The sequence below is a fragment of the Actinomadura violacea genome (assembly GCF_017573465.1).
GTDB lineage: Bacteria > Actinomycetota > Actinomycetes > Streptosporangiales > Streptosporangiaceae > Spirillospora > Spirillospora violacea.
This window is the reverse complement of record NZ_JAGEPF010000012.1, coordinates 26,891-46,596: the sequence shown is the minus strand read 5'-3', so window position 1 is coordinate 46,596 and position 19,706 is coordinate 26,891. Positions and strand designations below refer to the sequence as shown.

At 68.9% G+C, this 19,706-nt stretch carries 26 protein-coding genes; 10 read left to right on the top strand and 16 right to left on the bottom strand.

The window, feature by feature from the left end; translation table 11 throughout:
* Positions 1–112: 112 nt before the first annotated feature.
* Both J4709_RS19895 and J4709_RS19890 read right to left on the bottom strand, forming a co-directional pair.
* Positions 113–838 (bottom strand): 2'-5' RNA ligase family protein, encoded by a 726-nt coding sequence (locus J4709_RS19895; protein WP_208242879.1) that lies wholly within the window; start codon positions 836–838, stop codon positions 113–115.
* Positions 835–2,202, bottom strand: coding sequence for an NsdA family TPR-like regulatory protein (locus tag J4709_RS19890; protein WP_208242877.1), 1,368 nt, complete (start codon positions 2,200–2,202; stop codon positions 835–837). Before J4709_RS19890 ends, J4709_RS19895 begins: the two co-directional genes overlap by 4 nt.
* A gap of 250 nt (positions 2,203–2,452) precedes the next feature.
* Here J4709_RS19890 and J4709_RS19885 point away from each other — a divergent pair, with 250 nt between their 5' ends.
* The 3 genes from J4709_RS19885 (at position 2,453) to J4709_RS19875 (ending at position 4,598) form a co-directional block, all read left to right on the top strand.
* On the top strand, positions 2,453–2,839 hold the full coding sequence (locus tag J4709_RS19885; RefSeq protein ID WP_208242875.1) for a hypothetical protein: 387 nt from the start codon (positions 2,453–2,455) through the stop codon (positions 2,837–2,839).
* Positions 2,840–2,951: 112 nt separating this feature from the next.
* Positions 2,952–3,803 (top strand): SAM-dependent methyltransferase, encoded by an 852-nt coding sequence (locus J4709_RS19880; protein ID WP_208242874.1) that lies wholly within the window; start codon positions 2,952–2,954, stop codon positions 3,801–3,803.
* 246 nt (positions 3,804–4,049) lie between these two features.
* A complete protein-coding gene (locus J4709_RS19875; RefSeq protein WP_208242872.1) occupies positions 4,050–4,598 on the top strand; it encodes a hypothetical protein in 549 nt (182 codons plus the stop codon).
* A 172-nt stretch (positions 4,599–4,770) separates the two neighbouring features.
* Here the strand turns inward: J4709_RS19875 and J4709_RS19870 are convergent, their stop codons facing one another.
* Together J4709_RS19870 and J4709_RS19865 are read right to left on the bottom strand one after the other, a co-directional pair.
* Positions 4,771–5,529 (bottom strand): hypothetical protein, encoded by a 759-nt coding sequence (locus J4709_RS19870; protein WP_208242870.1) that lies wholly within the window; start codon positions 5,527–5,529, stop codon positions 4,771–4,773.
* Positions 5,530–5,689: 160 nt separating this feature from the next.
* Complete coding sequence (locus J4709_RS19865) at positions 5,690–6,064, bottom strand: DUF3846 domain-containing protein (protein ID WP_208242868.1); 375 nt, start codon at positions 6,062–6,064, stop codon at positions 5,690–5,692.
* Between the two features lie 214 nt (positions 6,065–6,278).
* Between J4709_RS19865 and J4709_RS19860 the strand changes: the two genes are divergently transcribed.
* The 6 genes from J4709_RS19860 to J4709_RS19835 all read left to right on the top strand — a co-directional run bounded on the left by J4709_RS19860 (position 6,279) and on the right by J4709_RS19835 (position 8,504).
* Positions 6,279–6,602: a hypothetical protein gene (locus tag J4709_RS19860; RefSeq protein ID WP_208242866.1), complete on the top strand. Its 324-nt coding sequence runs from the start codon at positions 6,279–6,281 to the stop codon at positions 6,600–6,602.
* A gap of 36 nt (positions 6,603–6,638) precedes the next feature.
* Positions 6,639–6,977, top strand: coding sequence for a hypothetical protein (locus J4709_RS19855; protein WP_208242864.1), 339 nt, complete (start codon positions 6,639–6,641; stop codon positions 6,975–6,977).
* Between the two features lie 74 nt (positions 6,978–7,051).
* Complete coding sequence (locus tag J4709_RS19850) at positions 7,052–7,393, top strand: hypothetical protein (RefSeq protein ID WP_208242862.1); 342 nt, start codon at positions 7,052–7,054, stop codon at positions 7,391–7,393.
* Positions 7,390–7,602, top strand: coding sequence for a hypothetical protein (locus tag J4709_RS19845; protein ID WP_208242861.1), 213 nt, complete (start codon positions 7,390–7,392; stop codon positions 7,600–7,602). The genes J4709_RS19850 and J4709_RS19845 overlap by 4 nt, the downstream gene beginning before the upstream one ends.
* Before the next feature lie 102 nt (positions 7,603–7,704).
* The gene (locus J4709_RS19840; protein WP_208242859.1) at positions 7,705–8,229 is read left to right on the top strand and encodes a hypothetical protein; all 525 of its coding nucleotides are present in this window, start codon (positions 7,705–7,707) and stop codon (positions 8,227–8,229) included.
* A 26-nt stretch (positions 8,230–8,255) separates the two neighbouring features.
* Positions 8,256–8,504, top strand: coding sequence for a hypothetical protein (locus J4709_RS19835; RefSeq protein ID WP_208242858.1), 249 nt, complete (start codon positions 8,256–8,258; stop codon positions 8,502–8,504).
* Between the two features lie 84 nt (positions 8,505–8,588).
* Here the strand turns inward: J4709_RS19835 and J4709_RS19830 are convergent, their stop codons facing one another.
* The 6 genes from J4709_RS19830 to J4709_RS19805 form a co-directional block, all read right to left on the bottom strand.
* The gene (locus J4709_RS19830; protein ID WP_208242857.1) at positions 8,589–8,771 is read right to left on the bottom strand and encodes a hypothetical protein; all 183 of its coding nucleotides are present in this window, start codon (positions 8,769–8,771) and stop codon (positions 8,589–8,591) included.
* 327 nt (positions 8,772–9,098) lie between these two features.
* Entirely contained in the window at positions 9,099–9,356 is a 258-nt protein-coding gene (locus J4709_RS19825) for a hypothetical protein (protein WP_232383780.1), read from the bottom strand.
* A gap of 229 nt (positions 9,357–9,585) precedes the next feature.
* Positions 9,586–10,476: a C1 family peptidase gene (locus J4709_RS19820; protein ID WP_208242855.1), complete on the bottom strand. Its 891-nt coding sequence runs from the start codon at positions 10,474–10,476 to the stop codon at positions 9,586–9,588.
* Between the two features lie 57 nt (positions 10,477–10,533).
* Positions 10,534–11,589, bottom strand: coding sequence for a glycoside hydrolase domain-containing protein (locus J4709_RS19815; protein WP_208242854.1), 1,056 nt, complete (start codon positions 11,587–11,589; stop codon positions 10,534–10,536).
* A gap of 71 nt (positions 11,590–11,660) precedes the next feature.
* The gene (locus J4709_RS19810) at positions 11,661–11,996 is read right to left on the bottom strand and encodes a hypothetical protein (protein WP_208242853.1); all 336 of its coding nucleotides are present in this window, start codon (positions 11,994–11,996) and stop codon (positions 11,661–11,663) included.
* Positions 11,997–12,012: 16 nt separating this feature from the next.
* Positions 12,013–13,188 (bottom strand): hypothetical protein, encoded by a 1,176-nt coding sequence (locus J4709_RS19805; RefSeq protein WP_208242852.1) that lies wholly within the window; start codon positions 13,186–13,188, stop codon positions 12,013–12,015.
* A gap of 313 nt (positions 13,189–13,501) precedes the next feature.
* On the opposite strand from J4709_RS19805, the gene J4709_RS19800 reads away from it, so the two are divergent.
* Positions 13,502–13,912 carry a DUF3052 domain-containing protein gene (locus J4709_RS19800; protein WP_208242850.1) on the top strand — a complete coding sequence of 137 codons (411 nt, stop codon included), beginning with the start codon at positions 13,502–13,504 and terminating at the stop codon, positions 13,910–13,912.
* A 516-nt stretch (positions 13,913–14,428) separates the two neighbouring features.
* On the opposite strand, the gene J4709_RS19795 is transcribed toward J4709_RS19800, so the two are convergent.
* The 6 genes from J4709_RS19795 to J4709_RS19770 all read right to left on the bottom strand — a co-directional run bounded on the left by J4709_RS19795 (position 14,429) and on the right by J4709_RS19770 (position 19,327).
* Positions 14,429–15,316 carry a hypothetical protein gene (locus tag J4709_RS19795; RefSeq protein ID WP_208242848.1) on the bottom strand — a complete coding sequence of 296 codons (888 nt, stop codon included), beginning with the start codon at positions 15,314–15,316 and terminating at the stop codon, positions 14,429–14,431.
* Positions 15,316–15,690 carry a phage tail fiber protein gene (locus J4709_RS19790; RefSeq protein ID WP_208242846.1) on the bottom strand — a complete coding sequence of 125 codons (375 nt, stop codon included), beginning with the start codon at positions 15,688–15,690 and terminating at the stop codon, positions 15,316–15,318. The genes J4709_RS19795 and J4709_RS19790 overlap by 1 nt, the downstream gene beginning before the upstream one ends.
* 146 nt (positions 15,691–15,836) lie before the next feature.
* The gene (locus J4709_RS19785) at positions 15,837–16,478 is read right to left on the bottom strand and encodes a hypothetical protein (protein WP_208242844.1); all 642 of its coding nucleotides are present in this window, start codon (positions 16,476–16,478) and stop codon (positions 15,837–15,839) included.
* A 10-nt stretch (positions 16,479–16,488) separates the two neighbouring features.
* Positions 16,489–17,412 (bottom strand): hypothetical protein, encoded by a 924-nt coding sequence (locus tag J4709_RS19780; protein WP_208242842.1) that lies wholly within the window; start codon positions 17,410–17,412, stop codon positions 16,489–16,491.
* A 10-nt stretch (positions 17,413–17,422) separates the two neighbouring features.
* A complete protein-coding gene (locus J4709_RS19775; protein WP_208242840.1) occupies positions 17,423–18,583 on the bottom strand; it encodes a siphovirus ReqiPepy6 Gp37-like family protein in 1,161 nt (386 codons plus the stop codon).
* Positions 18,584–18,637: 54 nt separating this feature from the next.
* Positions 18,638–19,327, bottom strand: a complete 690-nt coding sequence (locus tag J4709_RS19770; protein ID WP_372442118.1) for a phage distal tail protein — start codon at positions 19,325–19,327, stop codon at positions 18,638–18,640.
* Between the last annotated feature and the right edge of the window lie 379 nt (positions 19,328–19,706).

Sequence of the window (19,706 nt, the reverse complement as noted above, 5' to 3'; positions counted from 1 at the left end):
AACTCTGAACCGATCTCAGGCTGGAGATGTGCTCGTGGTGTAGCCATCGCTCCAAAGCGGGCCGCGCGACACCCCGCCGGAACGCCTCCATGCTGTCGCCGCTGCGCCTGGTCTAACGATCGGGCGTAGCGGCCTGGCGAAGCGGCACACGATGAAGCACATCCCACTTGTAGGTGCTCGCCTCACGGCGAAGCTCCACCAGCTCCACCGACACAACTTGAGTAAGCACGGGTTCGGCCTCCCGCAGGATGGCGACCGTCTCGATAATCGGCGCAGCGGGCCGGACACGGTTGGAGTAGGCGATGCCCAGGTGCGGGCGGAACCGTGCGGTCGGCGTTCCCACGTCGACCCCTGCTCGTAGGTTCGCGTGCGCGAGAACCGCGTGCAGCTCCACCAGGGGGCGCCACGGTACGACGCTGAACCGGACGGCGCCCGGTGACCCGGCCAACGGGCCGAACGACAGCTCGAACGCGGTCGGTATCTGCTCAGCCGCATGTTCGGCCAAGGCGTCCAGGCGAGCCCGCGGAGTGCCGGCCTCGGCGATGCGCGTCAGGGTGATGTGCAGGCCGTCATCGGGAATCAGGTCCAAACCGAGGGGGGCGATCGCGCTCTGGCATCGGTGCGCCATCGCCAGCAGTTCCGGCTCGTCCGGGAACGTCAACATCCAGTAGTAGGCGCGGCGGCCCGGATACCAGCCGGGGCGGCTCCAGTGGTCGCGCATCTGCGCGACCTGCCGGAACGCCTCCCAATCGTTGGCCGCGATCGCTTCGGCGTCGTCCAGGTCAGCGGGCGGTGCCGGAGGGAAAGCGCGAGGGTCGTCCAGCGGAACCGCCCTCATCTGTCCCCTCGGCTGCCGGTCACCGTGCGGGCCAGCGGCGAGGTAGCCCACCGGCGCAGTTGAGCAGCATAGTCAGCGGCTTCGGGCTTGAGCGACCAGCGCTCGACGCGGTCTCTCAGCTCCCGAGCGCGCTGCCACACCGACCGGATCGGCGCGCTCGTGGTCATCGCGAGCGCCTGACCGCCGAGCGTCATGGCCTGCTCGACGTCCCTGGAGCGGGGATGCAGGAGCGCGGTCGCGACGTCCAGGCGGACCAGGGCGCGTGTCCACTGCGAAGTGGAGTGCTCCACCAGCTCGTCGATGAGCCCGGCGTACTGCAGAACCCGGCCGGTATCGCGCAGCGACACATAGGCGGTGATCACGTTCGCTACCGTCCGCGCTGGGCTGTAGGGCGCATGGTCGATGCACGAGGAGACGCCGGAGGGAAGCTGGTCGGCGAACCGGTCCGACAGGTCCATGGCCCTGCCGATGGCTTGCTCGGCCTGCCTGCGCGCATCGGCATGCCGCATCCGCGCCAGCGCTCGGGCGCGCCCGTTGACCAGCAGCCGGATCGCCTGCGGGCTGTCGGGATCCAGCGCGGCGCCCGCTGCGGCGGCCGCGTCGGCGTCGGCGTACCGCTCCTGGTAGTACAGGGCCAGCGACCGGGTACCGGCCGCCCACATCCGCAAGCCGATGTCTCCGGCGTGGTCGGCCAGTTCCTCGGCCTCGACGCAGTACGCCTCAGCGACCGCAGGCCGCCCGAGGTTCACCGCCGCGTAGGCGTTCAGGCCCGCGGCCTGACCGGCCAGGACGAACAGCTCGCGCCGCTGCTCAGGAGGCTGCTGTCCGCGCAGCAACTCGTGCAGCGTGCGCCGCAAGGTCTGCATGTCGCCGATGAGCGGGTGCGGCCCTTCCTGCTCGTACCGCCCGACGATCTGCGCGATCGCTGCACGGATCTCCTCCAGCGCCCCAGCGTCGACGTTGGAGGCGACCAGCGAACGCGCACGCATCACGATCTGCGCCGGATCCTCAAGCACCAGCCGCCCACCAGGCTCCGGTTGCGCGGCGACCGCGCCGGCGGGCCGAGGGCGCACGAAGCTCGGCAGGTGCGCGGCCGGGCCGGGCGGTTGTTGTTCGCCGGTTGCGTCGGCGTACTTGGCCAGCAGCCGCCGGTACAGCTCGGCGTACAGTTCGCGCGGCGGGTCTTCGCCTCGCTCATGAGCGCCGATCCGGCGGACCATGGACGCCGCCGAACCAAGGCGGGCCAACGCCTTCGGGTCGGCGACGCCGCGGAGTTCTTCCGCCATCGTCAGCCGTGACCAGCACATCCGCTGCCGCAATCGGCGAATGGCCTCGGGCGCCGGAACAGATTCTGGTCCGCTCATCGACGAGACACCCTCCGCGACCTGGGCAACATCCTCCTACGTCCTGCCACGTCCCCCAGTTTCCTCCTGACGCCGGGTCAGTACAGGTGTTCGCTTTGAAAAACCGACACCCCAAAGGCAGCGAACCCAGCGAGGACGACCGAATGGCAAGGCAGTTCATAGGCGAGCAGGCGGCAGAACCGTCGCCATGGACGGCTGCCGACCATAACGAAATCCTCACCGCTCGGAAGCGGAAGAACGGTGGCCGCCGATGACACCGGCCATCTCCGCGAGCGCGGCACCGCGGTTGCTGGTGTGGGCGACCGGCGTGATCGACCACGCCATCAGCACCCACCCGGCCTGGAAGATCGCCCGCGTCTTCTCCGGCGGATACCGCGCCTGGCGCGGGGACGCCGTCATCACCGCGCCGTGCTTGGCGACGCTGCACGAACGACTGTGCGCCCACGACTGCGCCGAACTGGACCGATGGCACGCCGAGCGAGAGCAGCTCCTCGTGCGCCGCTACGTCCTCGGCGCCGTCCCCGAAGACCGCTCCTCCAGCTCGGCGCCGGCCGGCTCCGCGTCCGGCGGTACCTATCCCCCGAGGGGTCACGCCGGACCAAGCGAGCCGACCGCGGCCGGCTGGAGGAGCACCTGAATCCCTGTCCCGGCCGTAGAGGAACGCCTCGCGGCCGGGACAGGGCTCCACGCCCCCGGTGTCCCATCCCCCGTCAGCGACTGCGTTCGGCAACCCTCGTGAGGAGCCTTCCGTGACCGACCCCACCGCCGTCCAGACCTTCACCACCGACCTCCCCTCATCGGCGCGCGGCTACGGCTGGATGCTCGGCGGCAAAGACAACTACCAGGTCGACCGGGACATGGTCGTGGAGATCCTCCAGCGCTTCCCCGCCAACCTGGACTCCTCCCGGGCCAACCGCCGGTTCCTGGGCCGGGCCGTCCGCCACCTGGCGGCCGAGCACGGCGTGCGGCAGTTCATCGACCTGGGCTGCGGACTACCCACCGACAACAACGTCCACCAGGTCGCGCAGAACATCGACCCGAACGCGCGAGTGGTGTACGTCGACACCGACCCCCTTGTCCTCGCGCACGGTCGGGCGCTGCTGGCCGACGACGCCACCACCACCGCCATCATCACCGCCGACATGCGCGACCCGAACGCGGTCCTGAACGACCCGCAGACCCGGCGGCTCATCGACTTCAACGAGCCCTACGCCATCCTGATGTTCTCGGTCGGCCACCACCTCCGCGACGACGACGGGCATCCCCGTTTCCTCATCGACGCTCTGCTCATGGCCGGGCCGCGCATCAACTACCTCGCCTTCTCCCAAGCCGTGGACGAGAACGCGCACCGCGGCCGCCAGATGGCCGACACCTTCAACGCGGCCGGCATCCCGTGGCAGAACCGCACACCTCAGCAGGTGGACGCGATGCTCGACGGTCTGGAGGTGGTCGAGCCGGGCTTGGTGAATGTGCAGGAGTGGAGGCCCGACCCGTTCGAGCCGAAGCTGCCTCCCATCCCTGCCGACCTGGCCGAGTGGGAGGGCGCATCCAAGCTGACCCCGGAGGCTTACGAGTACGGCGGCGTCCTGTTCCTCCCATGACGCAACCGGCGAGAATCGGGCTCAAGCATGAGGCCGCCCGATCTCCCCGGTACCGATCGCTACGAGCGGGAACGAGGCCAGTGACCATCGCTGCCTCGCGGTCGACCTCGATCTCGCACGTGTCACCTGACCGGGTGGTGGCTGTCCGGTACGCGCGGCCCCTCGATCCGCCCGTGCGGCATCGCGCCGAGCCGGTAGTTTGGGGCGCGATCGCACCAGCACCCGCCAGCAGGAGACCGTTCCCAGATGTCGACCGATCGTCACGCGTCTGACGCCGTGTCCAATGAGGCCGGCGATGCTGCCGCTACGACCGCCGACCGAGCGGTCCTGGTTGGCGCCGAGGCCGTTGGCCGTTGGCTCGGTGTTCCGCACGCCACAGTGTCGCAGTGGCGGCGTCGCTACGCCGACGGCGACAATCCTTGCCCGCAGCCCGATGCCCAGATCAGCCGGTGGGCGGGCTGGCGCGCGGACCGCAAGGCAGCGTGGTTGGCGTGGGATGAGCGCCGCAAGACCAAGCAGAAGGCCGAGCCCGCCGACTACCAGGCCGACACGGTCACCTATGTGGGCATCGACGAGGTCGGCAGGTGGCTGGGGATTGCGCGTACCGCCGCCTCGCACCTGAAGGCCCGGTACGCCGACACCTTGCCGCCGCCCGAACCCGATGTCGTGATCAGCGGCCCGAGGCCGATCTCCGGATGGCTACCAGAGCGCAAAGCCGAGTGGCTGGCCTGGAAGGAAAGCCGTCCGGGCCAAGGAGCGGGCGGCGGACCCAAGCGGCCGAAGTCAGCGAAGTGATGTCCGATCGGGCCCCGAGCGGGGAGAAGTGAGCCGGGCCGGGAACTCCGCACCGAAAGGCGTGGACTGCTTGTCGAGTGTCAGCACAACAAACCGCTCCCGGCCCGGCGGCTTGATTGTAGCTGAGTCCGCCGAAGCTGGACGCTCCGACGGACTCAGCGTCACCGCAGACTCACGACGTACTCGTTCGCGGCTCAACGGGCAGCGCGCTGAGGTTGGGAAGCACCTGGACATCGTCCAGTTCCACGACCAGTAGCCGCGCGATCGTCCGGTTCGCGTCCTCGTCGCCGAAGTTCACCCGGCGCGGTTCGGGGATACCCGCTCCCGCCGGGAACACGTCGCCGGTCACGGCTACGGGGCGGGCGGCGCCCACGACGAGCGCCACGGCGCCGTGCTTGCGGATGCTCGGGCACATCCGGGACGCCGTCCGCCAGCATGACGCGCACGTCGGGGGGTTCGTCGTCGCCGGCGTCATGCCGTCCGGGCCGGTGACCGCCTGCGCCCAGAAGGGGTCGCTGCCGCCGCGTCCGCCGGTGAGGATCTGCCATTCGATGCTGTGCATGAGCCACGCCGTTCCGCCCGCCGTGTCCGCAGACTGCCCGCACACCTGGCACAGCAGCTCGGTCATCGCCTGGCGCTGCCGAATGGTGTTGAGCATCGCGTACTGCGGTTCGCCCTGGCGGCCGGTGCCGGTGCGTCGCCAGAGCATGGCCTCGTGGTTGTCGGTCGGCGCCCACCAGTCGGCTTCGGTGGCGTCCCAGTAGGCCAGCCGCGTGCCGCCGCCGGGCGCGGGCTCGTAGCGGACCTCGGGGCGGGGCTTGCGGGGGACTTCGCCGGTCCACTGCGCGACCCATGGGACCGGGCGGCCCTTCCAGCGGGGGACGCTGTCGGCGGTCGAGGGAGGATGCGCGTTCGGGACGGTGGAGGACATGGGGCAGCTCTTTTCGGGCCGGGCGCATCGGCGCGCGGCCTTGTGTGCAGTCATGGGAGGTGAGGCGGGGCCTCCCGGCTGGTGCCGGGAGGCCCCGTAGGGCCCTATGGCGGGCCCTGGTGGCGGGGTCCGGAGCTGCGGGTCCCCGGACCCCGGCCGGTCAGGTGGTCGCAGAGACCGGCGGGAAAACCGGCAGGCTGATGATCTGGGACCGCAGGGCGGTCGCCTGGTCGGGTAGCAGGCCCAGGGTGTTGCCCTCGTGGTCGCTGGTGGCGAACAACGCCGTGCCCCAGAAGGGCTGGCGGAGGTGGCCGTAGCGCTGCGCCAGGCTCGTGGCGTAGCCGTTGACGACCTTGCTGTAGGCGCCTTCCTCGTCGACCCACATGTCCAAGGCGTCAGTGAGTCGGACGACCTCGAAGTACGTGCAGCCGATCGCCGCTCGGATGGTCTTCCCGTGCGGGTCTGCCGCGGGGCTGGGGATCTCGATCTGGCTGAGCTGCCCCCACGAGGTCAGAACCAGGGCGGTCCTGTCCATGATGCTCCTTCGGTTTGCTGTGCTGACATGAGAAACCCTAGAGCCTTCCGGACTGGCCTGTCAACACAGTGATCACAGTCTTTTAACCTAGGGCACTGTGTTGACAAATGTGGGAAATGGGAACTACTTTGGTACATGTCAGCACAGCAAACCGACGGAAGTTGGGCGGGGTGGCCCGCCCTCTTCCCGCAGGTCCAGTAGAGAGGGACCGACCATGCCCATCAGGCGCCGCGCCGTGGACCAGCCCCGCGAGGAGGACACACCGAAGGCACAGAGCTGGCAGGTGATCTGCACCGGGCGCACCGGCAGCCGCACCCCGCGCGTCCTGTCCGACGGCCACCCCGCCGCCGAGGACGCCAAGGCCGCGCTGGTCGAGATGTTCAAGAAGAAGGCCGACGCCACCGACTGGCCGCCGACCAGGGCCGCTTACGAGCGTGGCCTCCGCGAGGCCCGCGAGCACGGGCACACCACCGTGTTCGCCCGCGAGTACGGCATCCGCCCCGCCCCCGCGAAGGCGCCCGGCGGGAACGCGGCTTAGGCCGCGCTCCTACAGGCCACCAGAAAGGGGGCGGCCATGCCGTTCATCCTGGTCACGCACGAACACCAGTCCGGCGATCTCAGCCGCTCCCGCCGTCACTGGCAGGACAGGGAAGAAGCCGCCCAGAGCTTGTGCGACTGGGTGGAAGAGGTCGCCGACGGATTCTTGCCCGGCGACCGCTTCACCTGGGTTCTTCTGCTGCGCGCCGCCAGCATCGCGGCCGCGACGGGCTACGTCATCTTCGAGGGGATCTGCACGATCACCGTGATTGAGGCCGTCCGGCCCGAGCAGTCCATCGAGGAGCTGGAAGACCGCGTCCGCAGGCGACTCGCCGAGATCAAGTCGTGCGGCCACTCGGCAAAGCCCACCTCCTGAATCCTCACCGCGCCGGGGCCGGTCCACGACCGGCCTGGCCTCGGCGCGCCCACACCTCACAGAGAAGGCACCTCATGCCCTTCACCATCGTGTGTCACCACCACACAGACGACCGGATCGGCCGCGCAGCCGAGCACTGGGACGACCGCGACGGCGCCGCCAAGGCGCTGAGCACCAAGGTCGAGGAGGTGGCCCGCGTCGCGGGCCTGTCCGAGGCCCACATCCGCGACACCGTCGCCGAGACCGCCGAGACCGGACGGTTCGTAATCCTCGGCCTCATCACCTGGGTGATCGCCGACATCGACAGGCCCGACCAGGAGATCACCGAATTCGCCGACCGGGCCCGGCAGCTCGTCCTTGAGGCGGCCTGCCACGACCCCGCACTCATCCTCGCCAGCGAAGACAGCCACCCGTGACCGAGCTGCCCCCCGACGACGGGACTGCCGAGGAACGCACCTGCGTACCGACGCGGTGCTACTGCCTGTTCAACCACGCCATCACCGAGCAGGAACGCGCCGAGGTCCGCAAGCAGATCGACTACGCGCGCCGCATCGGCGACACCCACGGGCTGCTGGTGCACCTGACCCGCCTCACGGGTGAGTGCCCGGCCCGACGCAACTCCTGATCCCGCGCACGCGGCGGGAGCCGCACCGCTCCCGCCGCGTCCCCTCCGCCGGGCATCCGCGCGAGGCCGCGACGGATGCCCCCTCCGAACGAAACGAGAACGATGACCCTGCATTCCGAGGACGTCGACGACCTCGACCAGATCCTCACCGAGTACGCCGAACACGTCCGCCAGCGACACCAGCACTACCAGGACAAGCACAACGGGCAGGTCTGCGACTTCTGCTGCTACCTCGCCGCGGTGGTGGCGTTCCCACCCAACCGAGGCACCGTCGAGGTCTTCCAGAGCCCGCAAGGCGACACCATCACCCAGATCGACGAGGACGGCTGGGCGGCCTGCGAGCGGTGCGCGCCGCTGGTTCTCAAGCGCCAACTCCACCTGCTGATCGACCGGTCGCTGCGCCTGAACCCCCAGTACGGCGTCTGGAACCGGCACGAACGCGCCGCGCACCGCGCGGACTACAAGCGGCTGTACCGGACGCTGTTCAAGGCCGGCCTCGGCAAGCCCGAGCCGATCGACCCCTCCATGCCCGCCCTGCCGTCCCAGGTGCTGGCGATCGCCCCGTGCGAGTACCCGGCCGGGAAGTGCCCGGCTCGGTGTCAGGGCTTCCACATTGAGGAGCGCTGATGGCACGCCGGTGGAAGCCGCCGAGCATGAAGACGCTCGAAGCGATCTACGAAGCCGAGAGGAAAGAAGCCTGCCGGGGTGGGCACCACAAGTTCGTTACCTGGAAGACCGACGACGAAGGGCGCCTGTACTGGGACTGCGCTTACGGGTGCGGCCACCGGCATCGCCGAGACCCGGTCACCGAGGAGGAGGCCGCCGCTGAAGCGAACTGCGCCTCCTACGAGCGGGAACGGCAGATCGCGGCCAAGCGCGCGAGCCGGAAGGATGCGAACTAGTCGAGGTGGTCGGCTGGTGGCCACGCATATTGGCCACCAGCCTCGCTCTCCGGCCGGTTCATCACAGACTTCTTCGGTAACGCGTTAGATCACTTTCGCGGCGTTCAGCAGGGCCAGTAGAACCCCCACGGATCCGGCAAAAGCGACACCTGCCTGCGTGAGGATGTTGTTTGCTTGCGCGCCGCTCAACTTCGCTGAGAATCCTGCCACCAAGGCGATGATTACGCCGCACAGCACGACGATGGCGATCAACAAGTCCGTGACCACCGAACCCCCTATTGCTGCCTTGAGCGGACCTCTCCTATGGGTCGACTCGTCTCGATAACACGGCCGTGATGACGGGATGATGGCATGGCTAAGGCAGGTTAAGCAAAAAGGGGAAGGCAGTATGCATCACGTTGCCTCGGAGTGTCAATCCAGCGGCGCTCGAATGCAAGTCTGAACGTTAAAAAACCTCTCGACCGTTACCGTAGGGCGGTGATTTGCTTGGTTTTGTGGTGATAAGTCGGAATTGGTAAACACATAAACAGAGAAGATGCCCCGTTCACCCGGCTGGACGGCCGGGTGAACGGGGCATCTTCTCGCCATGAAGTTTTACGCGCGCGGCCGGGTGAGCCGCTGGGCGGTGACGGCGGGAACGTAGACCGGGGAGTGGCTGGTGAGCCCGGCCGCCAGCAGCCAGCGGCCCACGGCGGGCCAGTGCGTCTCGGCGAACCGGACGACGGTGTAGTAGGCGAACGCGACCGCGACGGTGACGATCTCGGTCACCGCACCCGCGGGCAGGTCGAGGCCGATCCTGGCTGCCTGGCCGACGAGGAAGCCGACGACGAGCGGGACGAGCGTGCGGATCATGGACTGGAGCATGGGCTGATTCCGTTTCGTTGAGGGCGTGCACACGGCGGCGGCGGCACCGGACGCCGAGAGGGATGGGCGCCGTGGGCCTGCGCGCGATCGGGTATGGCCCGCGATCGAGCTGACGGGCCCGTTCGCGGCTGATCGCCACCGCCCGGCCGGGTGGTGGCTCACGGTCGGCTGAGCGCTCGCACGCGGGCGGGCGATGGAGACGGGGTGGTGGAGGGGCTCACAGGCCCGTGGTGGCCAGCCACTTCTTCAGCGCGGCCGCCAGCTCCACATCGCTCGGATCCACGTCCGGACCCGGAGCAGGAGCCGGGCCAGGAGCAACGGGCGTGGGATCGGGCGCTGGAAAGGGATTGGGATCACCGGTGAGGGCGTGCAGCTCCTCACCGAGCCCGTACAGGTCCACGCCGAGGGGGTCGAGGCCGTTGGCGTCCAGCCACTCGGGGAGGATCGCGACCCACGCTTCGTCGACGACGCGGCGGAACACCGACCACGTCATCTTGATGACCTTGCCCCAGGTGACGATCCAGACGCCGGTGTCGTCGTAGCCGACGATCACCACGGCGTGGCCGCCGAGGCTGCGGCCGCCGGCGCGCGTCCAGTCCTTGCCCGAGTCGAAGTCGGTCATCATCTGGGCGGTGACGACGATGCCGAGCCCGACCGTCCCCAGCAGGTAGACGGCGGACTTGATCTCGTCGAGGTCGGACGGCTCGACCTCAGCGAACGCGGCCGCCTTGTGCCCGGCGATGCCCGTGCGCCGCCAGTCGGCGTAGACGGCCTGCAGGATGCAGCCGACGTCGCTGCTCGGGTCGTCGGGGTTGTAGCCGCTGACGCGCTCGTACACGGGCAGTACGTCGTCGTCGGAGACGCTGATGGTCGAGCCGGACCCGTAGGTGGAGGTCGCCTGGAGGGCATGGGCCTCCATGACGATGGCGCAGTCGCCGATGCGGTCGTTCATGTACATCGGCCAGGCCGCGACGTGCTCGAACCAGTTGACCGAGGCGGGCGGCGGCATGGCGGTACGCAGGTGGGGACGCAGCTTGACGCGGGCCCGGGTGCGGATGGGCGGGCGCCGACCGGGGCGGAAGGTGACGGGCAAGAGTCCTCCGGGCATGACGAAGGCCCCTGGCTGATGCCGGGGGCCGACTGGGGAGATGAGGAGGGCGCGGGGTCAGCGCCAGAAGAAGACCTTCGCGCTTCCGGAAGCGACCGTCGCTGCGGCGGTGCCGTGCTGGGTCACCTGGAGGCGGACGCGGTGGTCGGCGCGGACCGTGTCGGCGCCGAGCGAGTACACGATGTTGGTCTCGTTGCCGGTCGAGACGTAGTCCTGGAGCGGTCCGGCCTCGAACCTGCTGTCGTCCTTGGCGTCGATCTCGACCACGCGGGCCTGGATCAGCGTGCCCGCCGGCACTCCGGTGACCGTGACGGCGGCGGTCAGCGCGTAGCGGGCCGAGCCCCACAGGATGCTCGGGCCGCCGCTGTCGGCGTGCTGGTGCTTGGTGTCGGCGTAGTCGTGCTGCCAGCTCACGTTCGTCCACTTGCCGGGCGCGAGCTTCTGGGGCTTGGTGACGCCGACGGACACGTATTCGGGCATGGGGTCCTGGTCCTCCTCGGTGGGCGAGACGCCGACGCGCCACTGCCCGTAGTCGTCCTTGACGGCGCGGTCGTAGTCGAGGCCGACGCCGTTGATCGTGTGGTCGTTGGAGTACTGCTGGAGCTGGGCGCGGGCGTCCCAGCGGCCGCCGGACCAGGCGTAGGTCTGCCACCCGTAGGCGATCTTCCCGGCGTCGAACGCCCGCGCGATCGGCCCGTATCCGGCGTACAGGCCGACGCGGTCGCGGCCGAGGACGGACGCGGCGCCGTCCAGGTAGGCGTTGATCGCGTCCTGCTGGGAGGACGAGGCGTCCCAGTCGACCGCGAAGTAGATCGGCCGGTCGTCCGGCATGCCGCACGCCTTGGCCTGGGCTGCGGCGGCCCTCGCGTCCGCCTTCCCAGCGGCCTTGCCGTCCAGCGCTCGGTTCGCGGTGGTCTCCCACACCACCACCAGCCACAGGCCCGCCGCCGACAGTTCGTCGGCCTCGGCGCGGTCGAGGTTCTTGCCGGTGGTGTCGTGCGAGAGGTAGCGGCACGCGAACTTCGCCCCGGCGCGTTTCAACGCGGTCGCGCCGGGGCGGCCCCACGCGTAGTCGACGCCGAAGACGGCGGGTGTTCCTGAGAACACGCCCATCGGTCAGACCTCCTTGTCGGTCGCGGCGCGGACGCCGGTGATGCGGGTGTGGGCGACGACGCGGCTGAGCATCAGTTCCCGCCTCTCGCCTGTGAAATTTGGATGAGGATCGTGATCAGGAACAGCACGCCGGGGATCAGGCCCGAGAAGATGGCTTGCCGGATGTTGGTCCCGCTCTGTTTCGCTGCGTCCTCGACGCGGCGTTCCAGAGCTTGCACGTCCTTTTCTTCGGCCATGTCTTCCATGCGGCGTTCGAGGAGCTGGATCCTCTTTTCCGTTGCTTCGATGCGTCGGTCGGTCTCGCGCTGGTCGCGGGTGTAAACCTGAACCGACACGAGTTCGCGGAGCATCTCTTCCATGCGGTCCAGCCGTCGGACGACCTCTCCGAGCATCGGCTCCTGCGTCAAGGAGCCTCCCGTAAGTTCATCCGACCGCCACCGTCACGTCGGAGTCGGTGGCGATGGTTCCGGCGGAGACAGAGGAGGCCCGTTTGACGATGGGGGTATCGCTCGCCTGAATGTCACGGACACGGATTTTGGAGCCGCCGCCGATGTAGATGTGGGGGACACCGGCTGCGGTCTTGTTCGGCTGGGAGCCGTCGCCGTCGCTGAACATCGCGCCGTCCACGACGATGTTGCTCCCGCCGGTGATCGTGAGGATGCCCTTGTCGTAGGCCGGGTTGGTGTGGCCGGTGGAGTCCGGCTGCGACATTCCGCCGTAGAACCAGCAGTCGCGGACCCGGACGAGCTTTCCACCGGTGATGAGCAACTGGCTGCCCCACGTGGGATTACCCGCCTGAGCTTGGGCGTCGAACCGGATACCGTCCAACACCACGCCGCGACCGCCGTCGATGCGAAGTCCGCAGATGTTGGATTTCGCCGTGATGAAGATGGGCCCGACGACGGTTTTGCTCATGTTCGGCAGCCACACCTGATACCGGTTGCCGCTCCCCATGTTCGGAGAGTCAATGAGCATCCCATCAGTCCAGTACGTGTTGTCGCTGCCCCACAACTTGAAAGGCGTGTCGTAGCTGTTGTTGACGTCCCAGAACCCCGAGAACGTGACTGCCGTATGGGCGCCCCACATCACGTGTTTGAACAGGTTGAAGGCGAGGTTCTCGAAATGCGACGCCCACAGCACCGGCCCCGTGTTGTCGCGATCCACGAAAAAGCTGGTTCCTGAGTCGCCTTCAAAACTCAGGTTGCCGATATAGATCCCCTTGGGCTGGCCTGGAGGGAGGTCCAGCCAGCCGGATCCGGGCACGCTGACCCTGATGCGCTGGTTGTAACGGAACTCGTTACCGGTGAGCGCGCCGGTGAACGCGAGCCCGTTGAAGACCTGACGGGTGCGCTTGAACTCCATGGACCGCTGCCCGAGCACGATGGCGGGCTTGTAGGTCTGCTGCCCCACATACGACAGCGCCTGGGTCAGCTTGTCGTCGTCAGTGGCCCCCGCGAAAGCATCCAGCGGGACGCCGCGGGAGACGGCCTCGTCGTTGATACGGGCCTTGATGGCGCCCAGCGTGCCGTTGATCGCGGAGCCCCAGGCGTCGGTACTGCCACCGGGGACGGGCAGGGTGATGTCGAACGGTACGGCCACGGGTCTCCTCTAAGGGGTCCTAACAGAATCAGCGGACGATGCGTCGCCAGCAGATGACGACTTGGCGGCGAGGATCACGAAGCGCCTCGTGGTTGTTGGTCGCGGATCTTCCAGCGGTGCGCAGGCAGCGGAATCAGCGGTGCACAGCGGCGTCTGCAATCCGGGGCCAGCTAGGCATCTCAGCCGGGCCTCAAAGATCCTCCGGAAGGAGGGTCAACGAGTCGTCACGATGGGTAGTCAGTCGACTTCACTTGGGTATGGAGGGTTCGGTTCGACGACACCGTCACAGGTACCTTCAGCAAAGGACACCGCCATGACAACAGCGCAGACCAACCCGGCGACCCGGCTCGGGTTCGAACACGGCCAAGTCGTTCGAGAGATCGGCCACGACGATGACGTCGATCACGACCTCCGCGCGGGGATCGAGTCGATCACCGGGCAGGACCTGGTCGACGATGACTACGACGACGTCGCCGATGTGGTGCTGCGGTGGTTCCGCGCCGGAGACGGCGACCTCGCCGATGAGTTGGTCGATGCCATCGGCTCCCTCGACGAGGGCGGTGACATCTGGCTTCTCACCCCCAAGAGCGGCCAGGGCGGCTACATCGAGCCCAGCGACATCGAAGAGGCCGCCAAGACTGCCGGCCTCTCGCAGACAAAGATCATCAGCGTCAGCCGGCACTGGAGCGGGAACAGACTGGCCACCCCCAAGGCGAAGAGATAGGAACCCACTCGGGCAGCCGCATGCCACCGCCCAAGCGGAGGTCCTCGCTCGCTTGGGCGGCGAAGACGCCCTCCGACGAGCCCAGGGCTCACCCCCGCGTCGCATGAACCTGGTGGTCGGCTGGGCTGCACCTTGATCGTTTGCCGCACGAGAGCACGGCTATGTATACCGACGGACAGCCGTGACGGAAACGGGGGGATCTATGTCCGATGACGAGCCGGAACACGAGGCTGCGCAGCAGGTGGGCGAGATGAGGCGCGGGCGTCCGCGGCCCAGGCCGCAAGCGCATGACGACGGGGAACAGCGGCCGCGAGGGCGCGCGCCCAGGGCCGCGACGCACATCGAAGACGACGCAGACGACGACGGCTACGCGGAAGAGCCCGAGAGCTCGAAAAAGAAGCGAGGGCGCCCGCCCAAGCACCACTAACCCGCCAGGCCACGGGGCCTCTTATCCTCGCCGACTTGACGCCAGCGAGGATAAGAGGCCCTTCTGCCATCTCACCTGCTCCGATTGGGCTAGGACAGGCGCCAAGCCCCGCCGGTCATCTCCCGGACGTCGGCGGGCCGCCACTCCCCGCCTGCCTGTACATAGAGCGGCGAGATACCGGTGTCGATGGCCAGGGCCGCCTCGATGGCCCAGTCCGCGGACGCGTAGTGGGCGTGTGGCGTCGCGTCCCATCCGGTGTCGGCCTCCCACATCGCGGTGGCGTGGTGGCGGACGCGGGGAGCGGCGGTGAGGGCGGCGTCGGTCGTCCAGGTTCCGGAGGCGGCGTGGCTGCGCGCGCCGATCGGGGCGGCAGTGTCGGCGACGGCCGGCGCGGCGAAGTAGAGCGCGGGCCACGTCGGCGCCGCGTTCGGGGATCCGAAGCGGATCGCGTCGGCGCCGTTGCCGACCGAGCCGGACAGCGACACCAACGGCTCGCTCTCGTCGTCTCCGGCGTGCACCGTCACCAGCGCGTCGGTGCCGTCGATGACGATCTCGGGCCTCAACTCCTCGCCAGCCGGGAGCGCGGTGGTGGCGGTCGCGATGACGTTGTTGCTGGCGTCGCGAAGCCTCAGCAGGCCCGCGACGGTGATGTCGATCCGCCACCGCAATGCGGTGTTGCCGCTCCCGTATGCCTGGGCCAGCGGTGCGCCCGCCGAAGGCCAAGCGCTCATCTGCAGGTAGGCGCGGACCGCGTAGCTCTGCAAGGCCCCGAGCGTGGCAGCCGACCACACCAGTTGCGCCGGGCTGGAGGGCTGCTGGTCCAGGCGTATCCGGGGAGGATGGAGCCCGGAGACGTCCACGTGCGCGGCTCCGGCGGTCGCGGTGTCGAAGGGGGTGTCGCCGGGCCCCGCGGTGGTGGCGTCGAGGGCGGTCCCATCGGCCAGGTCGTGCCCGTACCAGCGGGCGACGAGGCCCATCAGGCGATCGTCAGGGCGAGGGCGCCGACGTCGAAGGGGATGTCGTCGCCGTCGTTACAGTTGATGATCTTGGAAAGCGGTCCGTAGAGCATCCGCAGGCCGCTGTCGTCGTAGAGCTCACCGCCGACCACGCTGACCTCCGGCATCGCCGTGAACCCGAACGCGGCGCAGTTGCGAGACACCTTGTTCACCTGGGGTCCGAAGGCGACGACCTGGCGGCCGTAGGCGCCGCCGGCGACCTCGATGCCGGGCGTGGTGTCGTCGCCGAGTTCGGTCATGAGCGCCAGGCGCAGCGGCAGTTGCGGCGTGAAGGCGCCGTTGCCGGTAATGAGGTCCAGCAGCTTCCCGGACAGAGTGACGGTCAGGCTCGACATGGGCGTCTCCTGGGGGTGCTAGCGGCCGTAGGGACCGACGCCATAAGGGCCGGAGCCGTAGGGCCTGGAGTTGGGCGGCGGAGGCGGGGGGACCGGCGCGCGACCCGCCGCCTTCCAGACCCCGTCTTTGAGGACGTAGATGACGATCACGCGACGGCCACCCACAGGTCGGTGTCGAGGGCGTAGGCGCCACCGTTCGGCGGTGCCGGGGACGTCCCGATCCACATGGCGGGCCGGGTGGAGTCGGGGGCGGTGCTGGCGCGAGTCGGCCAGCCGTCGCCGTCCTTGATGACGATCTGCAGGCCGGGGGCGGGCAGTTCGCTGAGGTCGGGGTAGCGGCCGGTGGTGGCGACCCGCGCCAGCACGGGCGCGCCCGCGAGGTCGCCGTAGAGTCCGGTCCGGGCGACCTGGGCGAGCGCGGCCAGCGCTGCCTGGATCGTGGTGACCGCCGCAACGGCGTCGGGGACCAGCGCCAGGGTGTCGCCGAGGTCTATGGCGAGCATCGCGAAGCGCACACCGGCGCCGCCATCGACCCACATGAGCCAGACGCCGGGAGGGCCTTGCAGCCGGGGGATGGCTCCGGGGGGCAGATCGCCGAGTCCGCTAGCGGACCGACCTTCGGTGATCTTGTTGCCGTCCTCGTCCAAGAGGTCGTCGTACTGCTGGCCGCCGACGGGCTGGGACCAGAACGTCAGCGGCTTGTCCGGGTCGAGGACGACGGTGTTCCCGTCACCGACCTTGAACGCCCAGTCGCTCGGGGTCTGCCCGAACCAGTGTCTGTCTGCCACGTCTCCCCCGTCAGTCGAGGAACCAGGAAAGGACCGCCTGCACGGTGCGTGAGGCGGGGAGGTCGTTGACCAGGGGCCGGACGCGGACGTCGCCGCCTGTCTCGACGTTGATCGCGAGGGGGGACTGTCGGGCGACCTTGCCGTAGCCGAAGCCGAGCACCTCCAGCGGCGGCCGGTACTGCGCGGCGAGGTTGAACACGCAGGAGCCGTCGTCGTCGGCGACGCCGAGGCCGTTGTCGGCCCATCGCTTCACCGACAGCCGGAACTCCACGCGCCGATCACGTCGGCGGATCCGCGACACCCCGGAAGGCGACCAGGCGGGGGCGTCGCTGCCGTTGGGCGCCAGGTTCACCCAGCCGGTGTCCTCGAACGGGTCGTAGACCTTCCAGCTCGACCCGGTGCCGGTGAGGATGACGCCGTTCTCGCAGATCATCCGGTCCCTGTAGGGCGTGGGCCGGTAGCCGGGCAGGGAAGGGGCGACGGGCCAGCCGGTGAACCAGCGGGCGTCGACCATGTCCTCGGGCTGGACGCCGGCGGCGCCGGCCTTGACCTTGCCCGCGCCGATCGGGATCTCCCACACGTCGGTCCAGCTCTGCACGAGCGGCGGCAGGCTGGTCCCGCCGGGCTTGTACTCGGCGGTGATCCGGTCGTTGGCCGGGTCGTTGCGCAGGACGACGTAGTCCAGGCGGGTCGCGCTGGTGTTGTTCGGCGGGACGGTGAGGAGCTTGTCGGCGTCGTTGAGGTACTTCTGGCCTCGGACGAACGCCTCACCCGGCGGAACGGTGACGGTGCCCGAGCCGTTGGCGACGGGCCGCAGCGCTGGGCTGCCCCAGGACGCGCACACTCCGTCCGGCGCGGCCCACATCATCATGCGCGAGAACTCGTCCTCGGTGTTGATCTTGCTGGAGCCGTAGGGGTAGGAGAACTCGGTCACGTCGGCACACTCACTTGGGCACTCGCGTTTCGATGAGGCGGAGCTTGCGGTTGATCGCGGCCAGCAGCTTCATGAGCGCGTTGTTGGGCTTCTGGGAGTCGGCGGCGTCGGCGGTGCCGATCACGGGCCGGACGGTGTCGCCGGTCGAGGTGTCGGAGTTGAGGGTGACCTCGCGGACCGTGTCGGTGATCAGCTCGCTGCGGACCATCACCGCCCCCTGGTCGCCGACGCCGTAGTCGATGCCGTACCGGTAGCCGTCGATGTCGATCGGGGACAGCGCGAGGGACGCTTGTCGCGCCCCGGCGGTGAGGGCTTCTTCGGCGGCCTGGTCCATCTGCGCGGCCAGGTCCACTGACCCGGTGTCGACGTCGGTTTTGTCGACGAACTGCTCGATGCGCAGGCCCGGCACGAGCGGGTCCGCGCGGCTGTATTCCTTCACCACCCGCGGGGAGCTGGTGCCGCCGGCGACCACGATCGCGCAGGTGCAGGTCGGCGGCGTCTTGGTGTAGGAGACCTCCGACAGGTTCCCCCGACCGAAGCTCCACGTGAGCCCGGACGCGCGCGGCTGGTAGACCTCGAAGCGGCGCTGCGCCCCGACCTGCACGATCCGGAACCCGAGGCCGGCGGAGTTACCGATGTCAGCCAGGACGTCCAGGAGGTTGGCGAACTGATTGATCTGCTTAGTGACGGTCGGGCCGCGGCCCAGGTCGTCGGCCAGGACCAGCCCGGCGACGCGGCGAGCGGGCCGGGCGGCGGGGCCGATGTTGACGTTGACGAGCTGGCGCATCACCGTCTCGGCGGGCCCGGAGACCTTGTAGGTCCCGTCGGTCTGGTGCGCGTCGTCCTGGCCGGGGTTGGGCCACACCGTGGCCTGCTTGAGGAGCTGGTTGTCGTCGACGCCCGACACCTTCAGCGTCCCGGCGTCGCCGTCGTCGCTGGTCTGGGTGGAGTCGACCGATTGGATGTCGCCGGACATGATCCGGGCGCCGTTGAACCGGATGATCAGCCCGTTGCCCTCCAGCAGGTGGACGGCCTTGTCGCTGTCGGCGGAGATCGACAGGGTCCAGGCGCCGACGGCGTTGTGCCGCGGGATGGCCTGCATGGTGACGTAGTCGCTGAGGGCTCCCAGCGGCGCGAGGTCACCGGCGCGGCGGATCTTCAGGGCGAACACCGGCCGCACCACCTCCTTCCGGTGGTCGTGCGGTCTGATGCGTGCTGGCGCGGGTCAGGCCGACAGGTAGCGCGGCTGGAGCCGGACCTTCACCGTGGTGGCGCTGGTGGAGCCCGCCACCACCAGGTCGACGGCGTTGGTGCCGCGTAGCAGCGGCCACAGCACGGCAGCCTCGTCGATGTTCGGCCAGAGGTTCTCGGTGCCGTTCAAGATCGCGGTCTCGATGCGTTCGCGGCAGTCGATGACCGCGACGTCGGCCGCGGACAGGTTCCGGGTGAGGGTCCAGGACCCGCCGGTCGGGTGAGTGAACGTGGCGGCGCTGATCGGCCCGGAGATCGTCCAGACCGGGAAGGCCGGGACGTCACCGGGGTTGGTGATCTTCACGCCGGTCCCGAGGACCTGGGAGTCGCTGACGACCCACGGGACACCGGATGGGAAGAACGGGGTGTCGTCGCCGACACCGCGGAAGGTGCGTGAGAACTCGCTGCCGAGCCAGAACGGCGACTCGCACGTCCAGGTGAGGCCGTAGGTGATCCAGCGGCGCCCAGCCGAGTCGGCGTCTTCGGCACCCTCGGCTCCGGAGGCGTAGATCGCGGCGATCGACCGGGACGCCCCATCGGCCTCGGTGAGGGTCAAGGTGCCCCGGCCATCACCGTCCAGCGGCGACAGGTCCCGCAGAAGCCGGCGCTTGCGCTCCAGGAACGCGGGACGGCTGTCGTCAGCGTAGATCGCGATCGGGATCATGATCTCGCGGGCGTTGGCCTTAGTGTCCCGGCGCCGGTTCCCGTGAATGCCCGGCGACTCATCCTCATACGCCTTGAATGTCGGCATGTCGAGCCCACGAGCGCCCGGCTGCACCAGGTACCCCGACGGCCAGTCCGACAGGACTGTGACCTCGCCGAGGGGGCTAGTCCAAGTCACGGTCGTCAGTTCCGGACGGGGGCCACGCGAACCGATATCGCTGATCTGCTGTGTGAGGATCGGCACTCGGCTCGGCCTCCTTGGTTTAACGCACAGCGGAACGTTGTGGGAGTTAGGTTCGGTGCGCCGCCTAGGCAGACCAAATGTGTGACGGCACTTCCGCTGCCGGGCTGACTGGCCGAGGATGTCGACATGGACACTC

Excerpts from the sequence above, each read along its gene's own strand:
- J4709_RS19825 (WP_232383780.1), bottom strand. The coding sequence starts at position 9,356 with ATGATCCGCACGCTCGTCCCGCTCGTCGTCGGCTTCCTCGTCGGCCAG.
- J4709_RS19850 (WP_208242862.1), top strand. The coding sequence starts at position 7,052 with ATGCCCTTCACCATCGTGTGTCACCACCACACAGACGACCGGATCGGC.
- J4709_RS19840 (WP_208242859.1), top strand. The coding sequence starts at position 7,705 with ATGACCCTGCATTCCGAGGACGTCGACGACCTCGACCAGATCCTCACC.
- J4709_RS19815 (WP_208242854.1), bottom strand. The coding sequence starts at position 11,589 with ATGGGCGTGTTCTCAGGAACACCCGCCGTCTTCGGCGTCGACTACGCG.
- J4709_RS19820 (WP_208242855.1), bottom strand. The coding sequence starts at position 10,476 with ATGCCCGGAGGACTCTTGCCCGTCACCTTCCGCCCCGGTCGGCGCCCG.
- J4709_RS19835 (WP_208242858.1), top strand. The coding sequence starts at position 8,256 with ATGAAGACGCTCGAAGCGATCTACGAAGCCGAGAGGAAAGAAGCCTGC.
- J4709_RS19795 (WP_208242848.1), bottom strand. The coding sequence starts at position 15,316 with ATGGGCCTCGTCGCCCGCTGGTACGGGCACGACCTGGCCGATGGGACC.
- J4709_RS19870 (WP_208242870.1), bottom strand. The coding sequence starts at position 5,529 with ATGTCCTCCACCGTCCCGAACGCGCATCCTCCCTCGACCGCCGACAGC.
- J4709_RS19875 (WP_208242872.1), top strand. The coding sequence starts at position 4,050 with ATGTCGACCGATCGTCACGCGTCTGACGCCGTGTCCAATGAGGCCGGC.
- J4709_RS19770 (WP_372442118.1), bottom strand. The coding sequence starts at position 19,327 with ATGATCCCGATCGCGATCTACGCTGACGACAGCCGTCCCGCGTTCCTG.
- J4709_RS19800 (WP_208242850.1), top strand. The coding sequence starts at position 13,502 with ATGACAACAGCGCAGACCAACCCGGCGACCCGGCTCGGGTTCGAACAC.
- J4709_RS19855 (WP_208242864.1), top strand. The coding sequence starts at position 6,639 with ATGCCGTTCATCCTGGTCACGCACGAACACCAGTCCGGCGATCTCAGC.
- J4709_RS19865 (WP_208242868.1), bottom strand. The coding sequence starts at position 6,064 with ATGGACAGGACCGCCCTGGTTCTGACCTCGTGGGGGCAGCTCAGCCAG.
- J4709_RS19890 (WP_208242877.1), bottom strand. The coding sequence starts at position 2,202 with ATGAGCGGACCAGAATCTGTTCCGGCGCCCGAGGCCATTCGCCGATTG.
- J4709_RS19895 (WP_208242879.1), bottom strand. The coding sequence starts at position 838 with ATGAGGGCGGTTCCGCTGGACGACCCTCGCGCTTTCCCTCCGGCACCG.
- J4709_RS19790 (WP_208242846.1), bottom strand. The coding sequence starts at position 15,690 with ATGTCGAGCCTGACCGTCACTCTGTCCGGGAAGCTGCTGGACCTCATT.
- J4709_RS19860 (WP_208242866.1), top strand. The coding sequence starts at position 6,279 with ATGCCCATCAGGCGCCGCGCCGTGGACCAGCCCCGCGAGGAGGACACA.
- J4709_RS19885 (WP_208242875.1), top strand. The coding sequence starts at position 2,453 with ATGACACCGGCCATCTCCGCGAGCGCGGCACCGCGGTTGCTGGTGTGG.